The organism is Pseudomonas mandelii (assembly GCF_024138395.1).
Taxonomy (GTDB): Bacteria; Pseudomonadota; Gammaproteobacteria; order Pseudomonadales; family Pseudomonadaceae; genus Aquipseudomonas; species Aquipseudomonas mandelii_E.
Window position 1 is genome coordinate 252,933 of the sequence record NZ_JAMYDU010000001.1, and the last position, 19,437, is coordinate 272,369.

The window sequence follows — 19,437 nt, forward strand, 5'->3', positions numbered from 1 at the left end:
TTAGCGGTCCACGTCGGCCATAACGAAATCGATACTACCCAGGTACGCGATCAAGTCCGCGACCATGCTGCCTTTGATCACCGAAGGGATCTGCTGCAGGTGCGGGAAGCTTGGGGTACGAATCCGGGTGCGGTAGCTCATGGTGCCGCCATCGCTCGTCAGGTAATAACTGTTGATGCCCTTGGTCGCTTCGATCATCTGGAAGGATTCGTTGGCCGGCATGACCGGGCCCCACGAAACTTGCAGGAAGTGCGTGATCAGGGTCTCGATGTGTTGCAGCGTGCGCTCTTTGGGTGGCGGCGTGGTCAGCGGGTGATCCGCCTTGTACGGGCCTTCCGGCATGTTGCGCATGCATTGCTCGATGATCTTGATGCTCTGGCGCATTTCTTCGACGCGAACGATGCAACGGTCGTAGGCATCGCCATTGGCCGCCAGCGGGACTTCAAATTCGAAGTTCTCGTAGCCGGAGTACGGGCGCGCCTTGCGCAGATCGAAATCGCAACCGGTGGCGCGCAGGCCGGAACCGGTGACACCCCATTCCAGGGCCTCTTTGGTGTTGTAGTCGGCGACGCCGATGGTCCGGCCACGCAGGATGCTGTTGTCCAGTGCGGCTTTCTGGTATTCGTCCAGACGCTTGGGCATCCACTCGACGAAATCCTTGACCAGTTTTTCCCAGCCGCGCGGCAGGTCGTGGGCGACGCCACCGATGCGGTACCAGGCCGGGTGCAGACGGAAACCGGTGATGGCTTCGATCACCGTGTACGCCTTCTGGCGGTCGGTGAAGGTGAAGAACACCGGGGTCATGGCGCCGACGTCCTGGATGTAAGTCCCCAGGAACAGCAGGTGGCTGGTGATCCGGAAGAACTCGGCCATCATGATGCGGATGACGTCGACCTTCTCGGGCACCTTGATGCCGGCCAGCTTCTCGACCGAGAGCACGTACGGCAGGTTGTTCATCACGCCGCCGAGGTAGTCGATACGGTCGGTGTACGGAATGAAGCTGTGCCAGGACTGACGCTCGGCCATCTTCTCGGCACCACGGTGGTGGTAACCGACGTCCGGCACGCAGTCGACGATCTCTTCGCCGTCCAGCTGCAGGATGATACGGAATGCACCGTGAGCCGAAGGGTGGTTGGGACCCAGGTTGAGGAACATGTAGTCCTCATTCGGTCCGGAACGCTTCATGCCCCAGTCTTCAGGCTTGAAGCGCGCGGCTTCTTCCTCAAGCTGTTGCTTGGCCAGGGTCAGGCTGAACGGGTCGAACTCGGTGGCGCGGGCCGGGAAGTCCTTGCGCAGCGGGTGACCTTCCCAGGTCGGCGGCATCATGATGCGGGTCAGGTGCGGGTGACCGGCAAAGTTGATGCCGTACATGTCCCACACTTCACGCTCGTACCAGTTGGCGTTCGGCCAGAGACCGGTAACGGTCGGCACGCTAAGGTCGCTCTCGGACAAGGCGACCTTGATCATTACGTCACTATTACGTTCGATCGACATCAAGTGATAGAACACAGTGAAGTCGGCGCCGCTTGGCAGCCCTTGACGCTTGGTGCGCAGACGCTCGTCCACGCCGTGCAGGTCATAGAGCATGACGTACGGCTTGGGCAGGTTGCGCAGGAAGGTCAGGACTTCGACGAGTTTGGCGCGGGCAACCCAAAGCACCGGCATGCCGGTGCGGGTCGGCTGGGCGGTGAACGCCTCCGGGCCAAAACGATTGTTCAGTTCGACGACCACATCCTGGTCGTCTGCCTTATAAGGCGGGATGTACAGAGCACTGCCTGTAGTCATGGTTATTTATCGCTTTCGGTCAACGTAAAGAATGAAGCCAGTTTCTCGTTTCTTTGTAAGAACAGATCTGGATCAGACTTCGTCGGGGCTGCGCAGGTTGGTGACTGCGATTCGCTGTTCGCGGCGCTGTTCCTTTTGCGAAGGCATCTCGGCGCGGTACACGCCTTGATCGCCGACGACCCAGGAAAGTGGGCGACGCTCCTGTCCAATCGACTCTTGCAAGAGCATCAAGCCTTGTAGAAAAGCTTCAGGGCGGGGCGGGCAGCCAGGCACGTAGACGTCCACGGGCAGGAACTTGTCCACCCCTTGAACGACGGAGTAGATGTCGTACATGCCACCGGAGTTGGCGCACGAACCCATGGAGATGACCCATTTAGGCTCTAGCATTTGCTCGTAGAGACGCTGAATGATCGGCGCCATCTTGATGAAGCAGGTACCGGCGATAACCATGAAATCCGCCTGACGCGGCGATGCCCGGATAACCTCGGCGCCAAAGCGCGCGATGTCGTGGGGCGCCGTGAAGGCGGTGGTCATTTCCACGTAGCAGCACGAAAGACCGAAGTTATACGGCCACAGGGAGTTCTTGCGCCCCCAGTTGATCGTGCCGTTGAGCACGTCTTCGAGCTTGCCCATGAAAATGTTTTTGTGGACTTGATCTTCTAACGGATCGGAAACGGTTTCCCGCTGGCCAATCGGATACTGCTCGTTAGGAGCATCGGGGTCGATCCTGGTGAGATTGTATTGCATTGCCAAAGCCTCATTGTTTCAGCTTCGCTTGCCGCTTACGACGAGCTTCCGGAGCCCAGTCAAGGGCGCCCACTCGGAATAGGTAGACAAGGCCTGCCAACAGAATTGCTATGAAAACGAGAGCTTCGACGAATCCGGTCCAGCCGCTTTCGCGGACGGACACAGACCAGGCAAAGAGAAAAAGGGCTTCGATATCGAAGATCACGAAGAGCATCGCGACCAGATAGAATTTGGCTGAGAGCCGCAAGCGGGCGCCACCGGTAGGTAGCATGCCGGACTCGAACGGTTCGTTTTTGCTGCGACCCCAGGCTTTTGACCCAAGGAGGCTGGATACGCCGAGCATGAAGGCGCACAGGCCGCCGACACCCAGAAGGAAAATGGCAAAGCCCCAGTTGTGGGCCATGAGTCCGGTCGCTTCGGGCATGCTGGTAATCCTTAACAGAGAGCAAAGGTCTCTGAGCTTGAAAAGAAACAAAGCAGTGACGATATGTCGCAGCAATCAATCGCGGTGATTTTATGGCTAAACACCGAGCAAGTAAAATTCAGATAGCGAAATTATTTACAAGAATAAGGACATAGCGTGCCTCCAAAGCCCTGTAGCCCATGCCGCTCGGGCATTAGCGGGGGTTTTGTCAAATATGTCTTGTAGGGAATGTAACGAACATAGTTGTCGCTAAATGATAATCAATATTATTTATCGCGGTTTTCAAACCGTTTAACGGGTAAAGGGTCACGAAGTTGTCTTATATGCGCGTTACTGCAAGTAGCAGGCGCCCCCGTTTTACCCTCTTTTTCTGATCGCAGTACCGCTCTGGATCAATGTTTTTCGCAAAATTTTGGGGGTTGACGCATTCCCTGTGGGAGCCGGGCTTGCCCGCGATAGCGATCTGTCAGTCAACATCTGCAGCGCCTGACACACCGCTATCGCGGGCAAGCCCGCTCCCACAGGGTTTTGCGGGGTTGTTAAATCGCAGGCAAAAAAAACGCCCCGAACCAGTCGGGGCGTCAGATGAGCGGCTTTGCGGTTAGCTTTTTATTCGGTCCGCAAGGGCCGTTTGTTAAACGAAGCAGATCAGTGGAACTGTTCTTCTTCGGTCGAACCGGTCAGCGCGGTCACCGAGGACGTGCCACCTTGAATCACGGTGGTCATGTCGTCGAAGTAGCCGGTGCCCACTTCCTGCTGGTGAGCCACGAAGGTGTAGCCCTTCGAAGCGTCAGCGAACTCTTGCTCTTGCAGCTTCACGTAGGCAGTCATGTCGTTGCGGGCATAGTCGTGCGCCAGGTTGAACATGCTGTGCCACATGTTGTGAATGCCGGCCAGGGTGATGAACTGGTGCTTGTAACCCATGGCGGACAGTTCGCGCTGGAACTTGGCGATGGTCGCGTCGTCCAGGTTTTTCTTCCAGTTGAAGGAAGGCGAGCAGTTGTACGACAGCAGTTGGTCCGGGTATTCCTTTTTGATCGCTTCAGCGAAGCGACGAGCCTCGTCCAGATCCGGCTTGGCGGTTTCGCACCAGATCAGGTCGGCGAACGGCGCGTAGGCCAGGCCGCGAGCGATGGCCTGGTCGAGACCGGCGCGTACTTTGTAGAAACCTTCCTGAGTACGTTCGCCAGTTACGAATGGCTGGTCGTACGGGTCGCAGTCGGACGTCAGCAGGTCGGCTGCGTTGGCGTCGGTACGGGCCAGGATGATGGTCGGTGTACCGGCAACGTCAGCTGCCAGACGAGCAGCGGTCAGCTTCTGCACAGCTTCCTGGGTCGGAACCAGTACCTTGCCGCCCATGTGGCCGCATTTTTTCACGGAAGCCAGTTGGTCTTCGAAGTGAACGCCGGCGGCGCCAGCTTCGATCATGCTCTTCATCAGCTCGTAGGCGTTCAGTACGCCGCCGAAACCGGCTTCAGCGTCCGCCACGATCGGCGCGAAGTAGTCGATGTAACCTTCGTCGCCCGGGTTCTTGCCGGCTTTCCACTGGATCTGGTCAGCACGACGGAACGAGTTGTTGATGCGCTTGACCACGGTCGGAACCGAATCCACCGGGTACAGCGACTGATCAGGGTACATCGATTCGGCGGAGTTGTTGTCCGCAGCCACTTGCCAGCCCGACAGGTAGATCGCCTGGATACCGGCCTTGACTTGTTGCACAGCCTGGCCGCCGGTGAGGGCGCCCATGCAGTTGACGAAATCTTTCTCAGGGCGGAAGGACGGCTTGGCACCCTGGGTTACCAGGTTCCAAAGCTTGTCGGCGCCCATTTTTGCAAAGGTGTGCTCAGGTTGAACCGAGCCACGCAGACGGACGACGTCAGCAGCGGAGTAATTGCGTGTCACGCCTTTCCAGCGCGGGTTTTCAGCCCAATCTTTTTCGAGGGCTGCAATTTGCTGTTCGCGTGTCAGTGCCATGGAGATAAACCTCGTCGCGTCTTTAATCGAAAGTAGTTCTGGGTGGACAGTTCCTGCGTGCCAAGTACGCAATTCAAAGGGGCGTAAAAGGCTGCTCGCTGACCAGAAGCTTAGGCGGTCAAGTCGGATTTGGCGGGGAAGGCGACGGGATGAACGATGGGCTCTTGGGGGAAGTGAGCAGGTAAGGGCGAACTGGCGAGCGCATTCGGGCGTCGTGGGCCTTGGTGCGAACTTCAGTGTGGAGCCGGGTTACCTATTACGCTTCCGTCCCTCGGGACAACTTCGTTCCAGTCGGCAACCTCGTCAAACACACCTTGTGGGCGGTACAGACACGAATCGGCTCGCGGGGTAGGTGCGAACAACAACTCGAAAGCCCTTGCCAGGGCCTCTGATTAGCGGGAGCGAGGCCATCATGCCTTTGCTTTTTTGGCTCGTCAAACGTTTTGTAGTGCTTTTTTTCAAGCACTACATCTTTGGTCTAATACGACTAACCAGTCAGTTTTCGGTGCTTTAGTCCAACGTATCGACTTTCACCCGCAGAGTCATGTCATCCCGGCCCTGAGTCGAGTAGCTGCGGGTCAGGCCCTGTTTGTCGGCCTGAGTCTGGCGATTTACGCCGGCCAGGGTGATCCACTCGCCCAGTCGGCCGCTGACAGTTGTGTCGGTACTTTGCACGTTCACTACATCGGGACGTTCCTGGCTCATCCGGTCACGGTTGGTACTGATTGCCAGATGAACGATGTCGCCGGTGACGCTGGCGGTGACGTAGAAGCCTTGGGTGACGTTGCGGTATTCGGTCTGGCTGCGCAGGTCGCCATAGCTGTCGGTCTGCGCGCTGGTCAGCGGCACGCTCTGGCCGACCTGGATCAGCGCCGGTGTGCCTTCACTGGCTTGAACCTGCTGGATGCCGCCGTCACGGCTGTCAGTGCTGTGGTTGATGATGCGGGTCTGGCTCGGCTTGGCACCGTTCACCGAGTAACCCTGATCGCCCTGGAAGTTGTTTTCGTTGGTGTCGACCGTGATCAGCAAGCGCTTGGCGGCCACATCGAGTTGGCTGATCACGGCCTTGAGTTCGTCGATCTTGCGCTGTTCTGCGTTGACGATCAGCTGATTGCCATAGGCGCTGACCTGGCCGTCCTTGCCGATGAAGTTCTGCGCCACCGGTAGCAGATCGGCGCTGGTGCGATAGTTCAGGGGCACGATCTCGGTGGCGGCCATGACCGAAAAACTGCAGGTCAGCAGCAGCGTGGTGAGCAGGGTGCGTAGGGACATTTCCGTTATCTCCGGCCTTTAAAGTCTTGATATTGCCAGTTTGTCGGCTTGCAGTGGGGCAAGTTGAATCGTAGACAGCAAAACGCCCCGGCATCCGAAGATGGCGGGGCGTTTTGTGGTGTTCTTGAGGGTGCTTTCGCGGGCAAGCCTCGCTCCTACGGGTTCAGCGTAAATCCTGTAGGAGCGAGGCTTGCCCGCGAAGGCCTCACCTCGGTGTCAGGCCGAGTGACGCACCATGTCCACATGCGGAATCCCGGCTTCCAGGAATTCCTCACTGACCATGCTGAAGCCCAAGCGCTCGTAGAACGCCGTGGCCTGCACTTGCGCGCTCAGCATCTGCTGCTTCAGCCCGCGCTCCTCGGCTTCACCGATCGCCGCTTGCATCAGCGCATCGCCGACTTTCAGACCTCGCCAGTCCTTCAGCACCGACACCCGGCCAATGTGACCATCGGGCAGTAGGCGGGCGGTGCCGATCGGAAAGTCGCCTTCGAGGGCGAGGAAATGCACCGCGCTCTCGTCATCAGCATCCCATTCCAGTTCAGGCGGAACGGATTGCTCGGCGATGAACACCGTCTCACGAATGCGCCGGATCTCGGCGTTGTCCTTTTGCCAGTCTGCGACACGTACGTGAATTTTATTCATCGGCAAACCCCAGGCTGCCTTGCTTGATCAGTTCGCACAGCAGGCCGCGACCGTCTTCATCGCTGAGCCAGTCGCCGAGATTGTCGACGTGCAGCGCATCGGCGGCGCAGATCATCTTCAGCAACTCGCGCAGTTTGCCCGGCAGATAACGGCTCTGACCGCTGGCAAACAGCAGCAGGTCATCATCGACTTCCGACCAGGCCAGGCGTGCGCTCGGATTGCGGATCAGCACGGCGCCTTGCTCGAGACTGGCGAGCAGGTCGTCTTCCTCGATTTCTTCCGGGCCAACCACCAGTTCCGGGTAGCGCGGCTCGGTCATGAACTGGCCGAACCAGGTCAGCAGCAGGCGCTCGTCGCTCATGTGCTCGGCCAGCAGGCTTTTCAGGCGATCGAGGGCGTCGTGCTGGATCTGATGAGGATCGACAGCCGGCAGGGCGTCGGCGTCGGTGTAACGCTCTTCGTCCGACAGAAACTGGCTGAGGAAATCGGTGAAGTGAGTCAGCACTTCAGCTGCGCTCGGCGCGCGGAAACCGACCGAGTAAGTCATGCAGTCGTCAACGGCCACGCCGCAGTGAGCCAGGCGCGGCGGCAGGTAGAGCATGTCGCCCGGTTCCAGGACCCACTCATCGGTCGCTTCGAAGTCGGCGAGGATGCGCAGGTCGGCGTGTTGCAGCAGCGGGCTTTCGGAGTCGCACATCTGGCCGATTTTCCAGTTGCGCTTGCCGTGGCCTTGCAGCAGGAACACGTCGTAGTTATCGAAGTGCGGACCGACGCTGCCACCTGGGGCGGCAAAGCTGATCATCACGTCGTCGATGCGCCAGCTCGGCAGAAAGCGGAAATGCTCGAGCAGTTCGCTGACTTCCGGCACGAATTGGTCGACGGCTTGCACCAGCAGGGTCCACTCGCGTTCCGGCAACTTGCTGAATTCGTCTTCGGCGAACGGGCCGCGGCGCAATTCCCAAGGGCGCTCGCCGTGCTCGATGATCAGGCGCGATTCGACTTCTTCTTCCAGCGCCAGGCCGGCCAGTTCGTCGGCGTCGATCGGGCTTTCGAAATCAGGGATCGCCTGACGGATCAGCAGGGGTTTTTTCTGCCAGTAGTCACGCAGGAATTCGCGCGCCGTGATGCCGCCCAGAAGTTGAAGAGGAATGTCAGGATTCATGTGTAACCTATTGAAAAAAAGCACTTTTCAGACGGGAATAAAAACGCCCGGCGCTGCCGGGCGTCTCAAACGGGTAAAGCGGTTGATCAGATGCGTTTGGCTTGCTCTACAGCGTTGCCGATGTAGTTCGCCGGGGTGAGCAGTTTCAGCTCAGCCTTGGCTTGCGCCGGCATGTCCAGCCCGTCGATGAAGGTCTGCAGCGCTTCAGGGCTGATGCCCTTGCCGCGAGTCAGCTCTTTCAATTTCTCGTACGGGTTTTCGATGTTGTAGCGACGCATCACGGTCTGGATCGGCTCGGCCAATACTTCCCAGCACGCGTTCAGGTCAGCGGCAATCTTTTGCTCGTTGAGCTCCAGCTTGCTGATGCCTTTGAGGCTGGCTTCGTACGCGATCACGCTGTGGGCGAAGCCGACACCGAGGTTGCGCAGTACGGTGGAGTCGGTCAGGTCACGCTGCCAGCGGGAGATCGGCAGCTTGCTCGCCAAGTGCTGGAACAGTGCGTTGGCGATACCCAGATTGCCTTCGGAGTTTTCGAAGTCGATCGGGTTGACCTTGTGCGGCATGGTCGACGAACCGATTTCGCCAGCGATGGTGCGCTGTTTGAAATAACCCAGGGAGATGTAGCCCCAGATGTCGCGGTCGAAGTCGATCAGGATGGTGTTGAAGCGCGCGATCGCGTCGAACAGCTCGGCGATGTAGTCGTGCGGTTCGATCTGCGTGGTGTACGGGTTGAAGCCCAGGCCCAGCTCGTCTTCGATGAAGGCGCGGGCGTTGGCTTCCCAGTCGATCTGAGGATAGGCCGAAAGGTGAGCGTTGTAGTTGCCGACAGCGCCGTTGATTTTGCCCAGCAGCGGAACGGCGGCGACTTGAGCGATCTGACGCTCCAGACGGTAAACCACGTTCGCCAGCTCTTTGCCCAAGGTGGTCGGCGAGGCCGGTTGACCGTGGGTGCGCGACAGCATCGGCACGTCAGCGAAACGGATCGCCAGCTCGCGGATGGCTTCGGCGGTCTGGCGCATCAGCGGCAGCATCACGTCATCACGGCCTTCGCGCAGCATCAGGGCGTGGGACAGGTTGTTGATGTCCTCGCTGGTGCAGGCGAAGTGGATGAATTCGCTGACGGCAGCCAGTTCTGGCAGTTTGGCCGCTTGCTCTTTGAGCAGGTACTCAATGGCTTTGACGTCGTGGTTGGTGGTGCGCTCGATCTCTTTGACGCGCTCGGCGTGCTCCAGAGAGAAGTTTTCCGCCAGGGTGTTCAACACCGCGTTGGCTTCGGCGGAGAACGCCGGCACTTCGCTGATGGCAGGGTGAGCGGCCAGGCGCTGGAGCCAGCGCACTTCAACCAGAACGCGAGCACGGATCAAACCGTATTCGCTGAAAATTGGGCGCAGGGCCTGGGTTTTGCCGGCGTAGCGGCCGTCAACAGGGGAAACCGCAGTGAGCGAAGAGAGCTGCATGGGGTGTTCTCGGACAGTCGGGCAACGAAATGGGGCGCGTATCATACATGAAAAAATCCGCCGGTCCGTTGCCAACTGACCGGCGTATTACGCGTTACTGACTACAAAGCGGTATTGCGGGCGCGGTTCAGCTGCTACGCATCAGCGGGTAAAGCTCTTTAAGCAACTTGCGTCGGCTGATCACCAACTGCCAGCGATGACCGCCCAACTGCCGCCACAGGCGTGCCGATCGAATTCCGGCCAGCAACAGCGCGCGAATCTTCGAGGCATTGCTCGGTTGCTGCAAGTTGCGCATGTCGCCGTGCACCTGAATCCGTTGGCGCAGGGTGCTCAGGGTATCCTGATACAACGCACCACAGGCAGCGATCACGTTTTCATGAGCCGGGCCGAAGTGCTCGACTTGAGACTGAATCTGCGGCAAACGCTTGCCGATCACTTCCAGCAAGTCGTCGCGCTTGGCCAGCTGACGTTCCAGCCCCAGCATCGCCAGGGCGTAGCGCAGCGGTTCGCGCTGGAGGGTGCTGGGGTCTCGCTCCAGGGCGCCGATCAATGCGCGGTAGCCTTCACGCAGATTGATGTCGTCGCCGCCATAGACTTCCAGCGTGTCCTTGGGGTCGCGAATCAACAGGCTGCCGAGCATGCAGGTCAGGCCGGCTTCGTTGGTCTGACCGGTCTTGGCGATCTTGTCGACCAGTACGGCGGCGAGAAACACGCCGCCCAGCGCTGTGAGTTGCTCCTGAGTCGGGCTCATGCGCGCTGACCCTTGCTGGTCCAGGGTTCGGCCACTTCGATCACGCCACCGCCGAGGCAGACTTCACCGTCGTAGAACACCACGGATTGGCCTGGGGTGACCGCGCGCTGCGGGTCATCGAAGGTCGCGCGGTAGCCGCTGGCGGTCTTCTCCAGCGTGCAAGGCTGGTCGCTCTGGCGATAACGCACTTTGGCGGTCAGCTTGCGCGGCTCGGTCAAATCGATGGGGTTGACCCAATAAATATCCGAGGCGAGCAGGGCGCGGGAGAACAGATAAGGGTGATCATTGCCCTGGCCAACGATCAGCTCGTTGTGTTCCAGGTCCTTGATCAGCACGTACCACGGCTCGTCACCGGCGTCTTTCAACCCGCCGATGCCCAGGCCCTGACGCTGGCCGATGGTGTGATACATCAAGCCGTGGTGACGGCCGATGACTTCGCCTTCGGTGGTCTTGATCTCGCCTGGCTGGGCCGGCAGGTACTGCTTGAGGAAGTCGCTGAAGCGGCGTTCGCCGATAAAGCAGATCCCGGTGGAATCCTTTTTCTTCGCGGTGGCCAGGTCGTGTTTCTCGGCAATCGCGCGCACTTCGGGTTTTTCCAGTTCGCCGACCGGGAACAGCGTCTTGGCGATCTGTTCACCGCCGACGGCGTGCAGGAAATAGCTCTGGTCCTTGTTCGGGTCCAGGCCCTTGAGCAATTCGGTGCGGCCATCGATGTCGCGGCGGCGCACGTAGTGGCCGGTGGCGATCAGGTCGGCGCCGAGCATCATGGCGTAGTCGAGGAACGCCTTGAACTTGATTTCGCGGTTGCAGAGGATGTCCGGGTTCGGCGTGCGACCGGCCTTGTATTCGGCCAGGAAATGCTCGAACACGTTGTCCCAGTACTCGGCGGCGAAGTTGGCGGTGTGCAGCTTGATGCCAATCTTGTCGCACACGGCCTGAGCGTCCGCCAGGTCATCCATGGCGGTGCAGTATTCCGTTCCATCGTCTTCTTCCCAGTTCTTCATGAACAGGCCTTCCACCTCATAACCCTGCTCGATCAGCAGGAGAGCGGAAACGGAAGAGTCCACGCCGCCGGACATGCCGACAATGACGCGCTTCTTTTGTGTGTCAGAAGGGGCTGGATCACGCATAGGGATTCAATGAGTGTCTTGAAAAAGGACGCGATTCTAGCAGGCTCAAGCCTGCAAGGCTAAAGAGAAGGGCGGATCAGCTCGAGGCTGAAGTGTTTGCCGTCCAGATAATCATCGATACAGCGGATGATCAGCTCACTGCGCCAGTTTGCGCGCTGTTGCAGCAGTTCGTCACGCGTCAGCCATTTTGCGCCGACGATACCGTCGTCCAGCTGATAGTCCGGGTGGTGTTTGAGCGGTTTTGCGGTGAAGCAGACCCGCTGATAGGTCACGCCATTGCTCGGCGCGGTATAGAGATAAATACCCACCACGCCTGTCGGCTCGACGTCCCAGCCGGTTTCCTCAAGGGTTTCACGCACGGCGGCGTCGATCAGGGTTTCATCCGGGTCCAGATGACCGGCGGGCTGGTTGAGCACTGTTTGTCCGTGCTTGAGTTCTTCGACCATCAGGAAACGACCATTGTCTTCGACGATGGTGGCGACGGTGATGTGGGGTAGCCAATCCATGAAGCTTCCTCAATTTGAATGTTGAAACCCGATCCTGTGGGAGCTGGCTTGCCTGCGATAGCGGTAGGTCAGTCAATTTCAGTGTTGAATGATAAATGGCTATCGCAGGCAAGCCAGCTCCCACAGGGTTTGTTTCGGCAGATAGATATGTGTAAAAGCCAGAAACAGAAACCCCGGCGCTGGGCCGGGGCTTCTTTGCATCCTTACAACCTTAAACCAGCGCAGCGATCGCGGCGTTGAAGGTGTTGCTCGGGCGCATGGCCTTGCTGATCAGTTCGGCATTGGCGTGGTAGTAACCGCCGATGTCCACTGGCTTGCCCTGAACGGCATTGAGCTCGGCAACGATGGTCGCTTCGTTCTCGGTCAGGGTTTTGGCCAGTTCGCCGAACTGCGCTTGTAGTGCAGTGTCTTCGGTCTGGGCGGCCAGGGCTTGAGCCCAGTACAGTGCCAGGTAGAAGTGGCTGCCGCGGTTGTCGATGTTGCCGACTTTGCGCGATGGCGACTTGTTGTTGTCCAGGAACTGGCCAGTGGCTTGATCCAGGGTCTTGCCCAGCACCAGCGCTTTAGGGTTGTTGTAGGTAACACCCAGGTGTTCGAGGGAAGCAGCCAGGGCCAGGAATTCGCCCAGGGAATCCCAGCGCAGGAAGTTCTCTTCCAGCAGTTGCTGAACGTGCTTCGGTGCCGAACCGCCGGCGCCGGTTTCAAACAGACCACCGCCGTTCATCAGCGGAACGATCGACAGCATCTTGGCGCTGGTGCCCAGTTCCATGATCGGGAACAGGTCAGTCAGGTAGTCGCGCAATACGTTGCCGGTCACCGAAATGGTGTCCTTGCCTTCACGAGTGCGGTCCAGGGTGAACTTCATCGCGTCGACAGGCGACATGATGCGGATGTCCAGGCCGGAAGTATCGTGATCCTTCAGGTAGGCCTGAACTTTCTCGATTACTACGCCGTCGTGGGCGCGCATTGGGTCCAGCCAGAAAATGGCCGGAGTTGCGCTTGCACGAGCACGGTTGACGGCCAGTTTGACCCAGTCCTGGATCGGCGCGTCTTTGGTCTGGCACATGCGGAAGATGTCGCCGGCTTCAACCGACTGTTCCAGCAGAGTGCGGCCTGCGCTGTCGGAAACCCGAACCACGCCGTTTGCCTTGATCTGGAAAGTCTTGTCGTGGGAGCCGTACTCTTCAGCTTTTTTCGCCATCAGGCCAACGTTCGGCACGCTGCCCATGGTGGTCGGATCGAAAGCACCGTTAGCCTTGCAGTCTTCGATCACCGCCTGGTAGATGGTGGCGTAGCAGCGATCCGGGATCACAGCCTTGGTGTCGTGCAGCTGGCCGTCGGTGCCCCACATTTTGCCGGAGTCACGGATCATTGCCGGCATCGAAGCGTCGACGATGACGTCGCTCGGTACGTGCAGGTTGGTGATGCCTTTGTCGGAGTTGACCATGGCCAACGACGGACGAACGGCGTAGACCGCCTGGATGTCCGCTTCGATCTGCGCTTGTTGCTCGGCAGGCAAAGCCTTGATGCGAGCGTACAGGTCGCCGATGCCGTTGTTCAGATTGAAGCCGATCTGGGCCAGCACGTCAGCGTGCTTGGCCAGTGCGTCTTTATAGAACTCGGCAACGATCTGGCCGAACATGATCGGGTCGGAAACCTTCATCATGGTGGCTTTCAGGTGAACCGACAGCAGCACGCCTTTGGCTTTGGCGTCTTCGATCTCGGCCGCGATGAAGCTGCGCAGTGCGTTTTTGCTCATGACGGCGCAATCGAGGATCTCACCGGCTTGTACGGTGGTTTTTTCTTTCAGGACGGTGGTGGTGCCGTCTTGAGCGATCAGTTCGATTTTGACGGCGTCAGCGGCGTCGATCAGGGCGGCTTTTTCGCTGCCGTAGAAATCGCCGGTGCTCATGTGAGCGATGTGAGACTTGGAGTCTTTGGCCCAGGCGCCCATTTTGTGCGGGTGCTTGCGCGCGTAGTTCTTGACCGACAGTGGTGCACGACGATCGGAGTTGCCTTCGCGCAGAACCGGGTTTACGGCGCTGCCCTTGATCTTGTCGTAACGCGATTTGGCGAGCTTGTCGGCATCGCTGGTCACGGTTTCCGGGTAGTCCGGCAGTGCGAAGCCCTGGGCTTGCAGCTCTTTGATCGCGGCCTGCAGTTGCGGAACCGAAGCGCTGATGTTCGGCAGCTTGATGATGTTGGCTTCAGGCGTAACGGCCAGGTCGCCCAGTTCGGCGAGGTGGTCGGCTACGGCTTTGTCACCCAATTGCTCGGGGAAGCTGGCCAGAATGCGCCCTGCAAGAGAGATATCGCGGGTTTCAACGGCGATATCAGCCGAGGCGGTGAAAGCCTCTACGATAGGCAACAGTGAATAGGTGGCGAGGGCTGGGGCTTCGTCGGTGAAGGTATAGATGATCTTCGAGCGGGTGGGCATATTCGGATTAACTCTCTCTTCTTTGCTAAAGCGTGCGCAGAAACTCGAGGGGCGCCGGGTAAGCGCGTTCGTTCAAAGTCATCCATGAGCCGAATGTCGAGGTTTCTTCGCGGTGATGTTGGGTGCATCAGTCGAGCGTCAAGCGGGTGGATTGCGATAACAATCCGGCTTATTCGGGCCCAACGTCTTGTGATAGAGCGGTCGGCCGTCGTGACTCTGTGGTCAGCGGCGGCATTATACATAGGTAGCTGGCAATCTGCCGATGGTTCATAGGTAACGTTTTTCGTCCATTGGTCTAAAGGTCGCAGGGGAGTGCGACGCGTAGAGTCGTTCGCCGTGCTTGAGTTTGGCGCTTTTCCCTTTGCTTTCAGGGTTGTACGTCGCGAACTGGGCAGCTTTGCGGCAGATGGGTGGAACATAGGGTTTGCGCGCCGATTTAACTGGGGTACGCTCGAACGCAGCCAGATGTTCAATCCAAACAATGGAGTACAGCATGGGATACAAGAAGATTCAGGTTCCGGCCGTCGGCGACAAAATCACCGTCAACGCAGACCATTCTCTCAATGTTCCTAACAACCCGATCATCCCCTTCATCGAAGGCGATGGTATTGGCGTTGATATCAGCCCGGTCATGATCAAGGTTGTCGATGCTGCTGTTAAGAAGGCTTACGGCGGCGAGCGCAAAATTTCCTGGATGGAAGTCTACGCCGGGGAGAAAGCGACTCAGGTTTACGATCAGGACACCTGGCTGCCTCAGGAAACCCTGGACGCCGTCAAGGATTACGTGGTTTCCATCAAGGGCCCTCTGACCACGCCGGTTGGCGGTGGCATCCGTTCGCTGAACGTGGCCCTGCGTCAGCAACTCGACCTGTACGTGTGCCTGCGTCCGGTGCGCTGGTTCGAAGGCGTGCCGAGCCCGGTCAAGAAGCCAGGCGATGTCGACATGACCATCTTCCGTGAAAACTCGGAAGACATTTATGCCGGTATCGAATGGAAGGCCGGTTCGCCGGAAGCGACCAAGGTCATCAAGTTCCTTAAAGAAGAAATGGGCGTCACCAAGATCCGTTTCGACGAAAACTGCGGTATTGGCGTCAAGCCGGTTTCCCTGGAAGGCACCAAACGTCTGGCGCGCAAGGCTCTGCAGTATGTAGTCGATAACGACCGCGACTCGCTGACCATCGTGCACAAAGGCAACATCATGAAGTTCACCGAAGGCGCCTTCAAGGAATGGGCCTACGAAGTGGCCGCTGAAGAATTCGGCGCGACCCTGCTCGACGGCGGTCCGTGGATGCAGTTCAAGAACCCGAAAACCGGCAAGAACGTCATCGTCAAGGACGCCATCGCCGACGCCATGCTCCAGCAGATCCTGCTGCGCCCGGCCGAGTACGATGTGATCGCGACCCTGAACCTGAACGGGGACTACCTCTCCGACGCCCTGGCGGCGGAAGTGGGCGGTATCGGTATCGCGCCAGGTGCGAACCTGTCCGACACCGTGGCCATGTTCGAAGCGACCCACGGTACCGCGCCGAAGTACGCCGGCAAGGACCAGGTCAACCCGGGTTCGTTGATCCTGTCCGCCGAGATGATGCTGCGTCACATGGGCTGGACCGAAGCGGCCGACTTGATCATCAAAGGCACCAACGGCGCGATCTCCGCGAAAACCGTGACCTATGACTTCGAACGTCTGATGGAGGGCGCGAAACTGCTGTCGTCTTCCGCGTTTGGTGATGCGCTCATCTCGCATATGTAAGCCGCAGATGTAAGCCAGCTGACAGAAAAACCGCCTTCGGGCGGTTTTTTTATGACTGGATGATGGGGGGGCATCAGCTCGACACTGTTTCTTTCCGGGTGGCGGGAGTGGTCTGTTCGGTCGGGGGGGCGACAGGCACGATCTTTACTGCATGCAACCCTTTGGGGCCCTGAATGATCTCGAAGCCAACGATTTGCCCGGCCTTGAGGGTTTTATACCCTTCCATGTCAATGGCCGAATAATGGGCAAAGAAATCGATATCCTTGCCTTCCTCGTCGCGACCTTCTCTGGCGTCGGTGTTAATGAAACCGAACCCCTTGGCATTGTTGAACCATTTCACCGTACCGACTGACATACCCATATCCCTCTGCAACAGACTCCATCACTGGAGTATCATCCAGTTAATCCGCAGTCTGATCTTGCAAATAAGATTGACTCCGCGGACCTTTTTTACCCACTGTGGGCTCTATTGTTTGTAACACCGATTTTCCGATAGTCAAGGTGACCGGGCAGTCGGAGTTGAAATCCTCGATGGCCGCCCCCACCACTGTATTTGCACAACTGACGAACCTTTCTTTCCATGCATGCAATCAGCCAGATTCGACTAACATTCAATCAGGATCGCCCGATTCTCCAAAAAGATCACCCGGAGGAACACGACGACGATTCCGCAGGCATTGCTGTTCAGGAGGCTAAGCCTGCTTTACAGGCGCCGCCTATGTATAAGGTGGTTTTGTTCAACGATGACTACACACCGATGGATTTCGTCGTCGAAGTGCTCGAGGTGTTTTTTAACCTGAATCGCGAGCTGGCGACCAAGGTCATGCTGGCCGTCCACACAGAAGGACGGGCAGTATGTGGAGTGTTTACCCGCGACATCGCCGAGACCAAGGCCATGCAGGTCAACCAGTACGCCAGGGAAAGCCAGCATCCGCTACTCTGTGAAATCGAGAAGGACGGTTAATCGCCGACCACTTGGGTATGAGGTGAAGCTATGTTAAACCGCGAGCTCGAAGTCACCCTCAATCTTGCCTTCAAGGAGGCTCGTTCGAAGCGTCATGAATTCATGACCGTCGAGCACCTCCTGTTGGCCCTATTGGATAATGAGGCTGCCGCCACCGTTTTGCGTGCCTGCGGCGCAAACCTCGACAAACTCAAGCATGATCTGCAGGAGTTCATCGACTCCACCACGCCATTGATCCCTCTTCATGACGAGGATCGTGAAACCCAGCCAACCCTGGGCTTCCAGCGTGTACTGCAACGTGCTGTCTTTCACGTACAGAGCTCGGGCAAACGCGAAGTGACTGGCGCTAACGTGCTGGTCGCAATCTTCAGTGAGCAAGAGAGTCAGGCAGTGTTTCTGCTGAAACAGCAGAGCGTTGCGCGCATCGATGTCGTCAACTACATCGCCCATGGCATTTCCAAAGTGCCGGGGCATGGCGATCACTCTGAAGGTGAACAAGATATGCAGGACGACGAGGGCGGTGAGTCTTCTTCTTCAGGCAATCCTCTGGATGCTTATGCCAGCAACCTCAACGAACTCGCGCGCCAGGGTCGTATCGATCCGTTGGTAGGCCGTGAGCTGGAGGTCGAGCGCGTCGCGCAGATCCTCGCGCGTCGTCGCAAAAACAACCCGCTACTGGTGGGCGAGGCAGGCGTGGGTAAAACCGCGATTGCCGAAGGCCTGGCCAAACGCATTGTCGACAACCAGGTGCCGGACCTTCTGGCCAACAGCGTGGTGTATTCCCTCGATCTGGGGGCCTTGCTGGCCGGGACCAAGTACCGCGGCGATTTCGAGAAGCGCTTCAAGGCGCTGCTCAATGAGCTGAAAAAACGTCCGCAGGCGATCCTGTTCATCGACGAGATCCACACCATCATCGGTGCGGGCGCTGCGTCCGGTGGTGTCATGGATGCTTCGAACCTGCTCAAGCCATTGCTGTCTTCGGGCGACATTCGCTGCATCGGTTCGACCACGTTCCAGGAATTCCGCGGAATCTTCGAGAAGGACCGTGCTCTGGCCCGGCGCTTCCAGAAGGTCGATGTGTCGGAACCATCGGTGGAAGACACCATTGGCATTCTGCGCGGCCTGAAAGGGCGTTTCGAAGCGCACCACAATATCGAATACAGCGATGAAGCCCTGCGCGCCGCTGCTGAACTGGCCTCGCGTTACATCAATGACCGGCACATGCCGGACAAAGCGATCGACGTCATCGACGAGGCGGGCGCCTATCAGCGTCTGCAACCGATCGAGAAGCGCGTGAAACGCATCGAAGTGCCTCAGGTCGAGGACATCGTCGCGAAAATCGCGCGAATTCCGCCAAAGCACGTCACCAGTTCCGACAAAGAGCTACTGCGTAACCTTGAGCGTGACCTGAAGCTCACGGTATTTGGTCAGGATGCGGCGATCGACTCGCTGTCGACCGCGATCAAACTGTCCCGTGCCGGCCTCAAGTCGCCTGACAAGCCCGTCGGTTCGTTCCTGTTCGCAGGGCCGACCGGTGTTGGTAAAACCGAGGCCGCGCGGCAACTGGCCAAGGCGTTGGGGGTCGAGCTGGTTCGCTTCGACATGTCCGAGTACATGGAGCGCCACACCGTATCGCGTCTGATCGGTGCGCCTCCAGGCTATGTCGGGTTCGATCAGGGCGGTCTGTTGACCGAAGCCATTACCAAGCAGCCTCACTGCGTGCTGTTGCTCGATGAAATCGAGAAGGCGCATCCGGAAGTCTTCAACCTGCTGTTGCAGGTCATGGACCACGGTACGCTGACCGATAACAACGGGCGCAAGGCGGACTTCCGTAACGTGATCGTCATCATGACGACCAACGCCGGTGCCGAGACTGCAGCGCGTGCTTCGATCGGTTTCACTTATCAGGACCATTCGTCCGATGCGATGGAAGTGATCAAGAAGAGCTTCACGCCGGAATTCCGTAACCGTCTGGACACCATTATCCAGTTTGGTCGCCTCAGCCATGAGGTCATCAAAAGCGTGGTGGACAAGTTCCTTACCGAACTTCAGGCGCAGCTGGAAGACAAGCGTGTGCTGCTGGAAGTCACCGACGCTGCTCGCAGCTGGCTGGCGGCGGGTGGCTACGACTCGGCAATGGGTGCTCGTCCAATGGCGCGTTTGATCCAGGACAAGATCAAGCGTCCACTGGCCGAAGAGATCCTCTTTGGCGAACTGGCCGAACATGGCGGTGTGGTACACATCGACATCAAGGACGGCGAGCTGACCTTCGAGTTCGAGACCACGGCTGAAATGGCCTGACGTTAAACCGCAACAAAGCAAAAGGCGCCGATTGGCGCCTTTTTGCTGTCTGGTCGATTTCAAGCGATAAACACAAAACCCTGTGGGAGCGGGCTTGCCCGCGAAGGCGGCGGCACATTCAGCATTCAGGCAAGC

General features: G+C 58.4%; 16 protein-coding genes. 3 read left to right on the top strand and 13 right to left on the bottom strand.

Annotation, left to right across the window (positions count from 1 at the left end; translation table 11 throughout):
• From nuoC to NHU87_RS01105, 12 genes are all read right to left on the bottom strand, one after another.
• The gene (gene nuoC / locus NHU87_RS01050) at positions 1–1,785 is read right to left on the bottom strand and encodes an NADH-quinone oxidoreductase subunit C/D (protein WP_095053166.1); all 1,785 of its coding nucleotides are present in this window, start codon (positions 1,783–1,785) and stop codon (positions 1–3) included.
• Between the two features lie 72 nt (positions 1,786–1,857).
• Positions 1,858–2,532, bottom strand: coding sequence for a NuoB/complex I 20 kDa subunit family protein (locus NHU87_RS01055; protein ID WP_050682721.1), 675 nt, complete (start codon positions 2,530–2,532; stop codon positions 1,858–1,860).
• A 10-nt stretch (positions 2,533–2,542) separates the two neighbouring features.
• Positions 2,543–2,956, bottom strand: a complete 414-nt coding sequence (locus tag NHU87_RS01060) for an NADH-quinone oxidoreductase subunit A (protein ID WP_007905050.1) — start codon at positions 2,954–2,956, stop codon at positions 2,543–2,545.
• Between the two features lie 648 nt (positions 2,957–3,604).
• Positions 3,605–4,930, bottom strand: coding sequence for an isocitrate lyase (gene aceA / locus NHU87_RS01065; protein WP_253544866.1), 1,326 nt, complete (start codon positions 4,928–4,930; stop codon positions 3,605–3,607).
• Between the two features lie 510 nt (positions 4,931–5,440).
• Positions 5,441–6,202 (bottom strand): secretin N-terminal domain-containing protein, encoded by a 762-nt coding sequence (locus tag NHU87_RS01070; RefSeq protein ID WP_253544867.1) that lies wholly within the window; start codon positions 6,200–6,202, stop codon positions 5,441–5,443.
• A 216-nt stretch (positions 6,203–6,418) separates the two neighbouring features.
• The gene (locus tag NHU87_RS01075) at positions 6,419–6,844 is read right to left on the bottom strand and encodes a GNAT family N-acetyltransferase (RefSeq protein WP_253544868.1); all 426 of its coding nucleotides are present in this window, start codon (positions 6,842–6,844) and stop codon (positions 6,419–6,421) included.
• Positions 6,837–8,006 (bottom strand): ribosomal protein uL16 3-hydroxylase, encoded by a 1,170-nt coding sequence (locus tag NHU87_RS01080; RefSeq protein WP_253544869.1) that lies wholly within the window; start codon positions 8,004–8,006, stop codon positions 6,837–6,839. Before NHU87_RS01080 ends, NHU87_RS01075 begins: the two co-directional genes overlap by 8 nt.
• A gap of 86 nt (positions 8,007–8,092) precedes the next feature.
• Complete coding sequence (gene purB, locus NHU87_RS01085; RefSeq protein WP_253544870.1) at positions 8,093–9,463, bottom strand: adenylosuccinate lyase; 1,371 nt, start codon at positions 9,461–9,463, stop codon at positions 8,093–8,095.
• Between the two features lie 127 nt (positions 9,464–9,590).
• Positions 9,591–10,214, bottom strand: a complete 624-nt coding sequence (gene hflD, locus NHU87_RS01090) for a high frequency lysogenization protein HflD (RefSeq protein WP_253544871.1) — start codon at positions 10,212–10,214, stop codon at positions 9,591–9,593.
• Positions 10,211–11,344: a tRNA 2-thiouridine(34) synthase MnmA gene (gene mnmA / locus NHU87_RS01095; RefSeq protein WP_253544872.1), complete on the bottom strand. Its 1,134-nt coding sequence runs from the start codon at positions 11,342–11,344 to the stop codon at positions 10,211–10,213. Before mnmA ends, hflD begins: the two co-directional genes overlap by 4 nt.
• A 59-nt stretch (positions 11,345–11,403) precedes the next feature.
• Positions 11,404–11,850, bottom strand: coding sequence for an NUDIX hydrolase (locus NHU87_RS01100; RefSeq protein ID WP_007905033.1), 447 nt, complete (start codon positions 11,848–11,850; stop codon positions 11,404–11,406).
• Positions 11,851–12,061: 211 nt separating this feature from the next.
• Positions 12,062–14,287, bottom strand: a complete 2,226-nt coding sequence (locus NHU87_RS01105) for an NADP-dependent isocitrate dehydrogenase (protein WP_253544873.1) — start codon at positions 14,285–14,287, stop codon at positions 12,062–12,064.
• 493 nt (positions 14,288–14,780) lie between these two features.
• Here NHU87_RS01105 and icd point away from each other — a divergent pair, with 493 nt between their 5' ends.
• Positions 14,781–16,037 carry an NADP-dependent isocitrate dehydrogenase gene (icd, locus tag NHU87_RS01110; protein ID WP_007905029.1) on the top strand — a complete coding sequence of 419 codons (1,257 nt, stop codon included), beginning with the start codon at positions 14,781–14,783 and terminating at the stop codon, positions 16,035–16,037.
• Positions 16,038–16,110: 73 nt separating this feature from the next.
• On the opposite strand, the gene NHU87_RS01115 is transcribed toward icd, so the two are convergent.
• Entirely contained in the window at positions 16,111–16,392 is a 282-nt protein-coding gene (locus NHU87_RS01115; RefSeq protein WP_253544874.1) for a cold shock domain-containing protein, read from the bottom strand.
• Positions 16,393–16,617: 225 nt separating this feature from the next.
• On the opposite strand from NHU87_RS01115, the gene clpS reads away from it, so the two are divergent.
• Positions 16,618–17,001 carry an ATP-dependent Clp protease adapter ClpS gene (gene clpS / locus NHU87_RS01120; protein ID WP_150746587.1) on the top strand — a complete coding sequence of 128 codons (384 nt, stop codon included), beginning with the start codon at positions 16,618–16,620 and terminating at the stop codon, positions 16,999–17,001.
• 30 nt (positions 17,002–17,031) lie between these two features.
• Positions 17,032–19,302 (top strand): ATP-dependent Clp protease ATP-binding subunit ClpA, encoded by a 2,271-nt coding sequence (gene clpA / locus NHU87_RS01125; RefSeq protein ID WP_038982525.1) that lies wholly within the window; start codon positions 17,032–17,034, stop codon positions 19,300–19,302.
• The last annotated feature ends 135 nt before the right edge of the window (positions 19,303–19,437 follow it).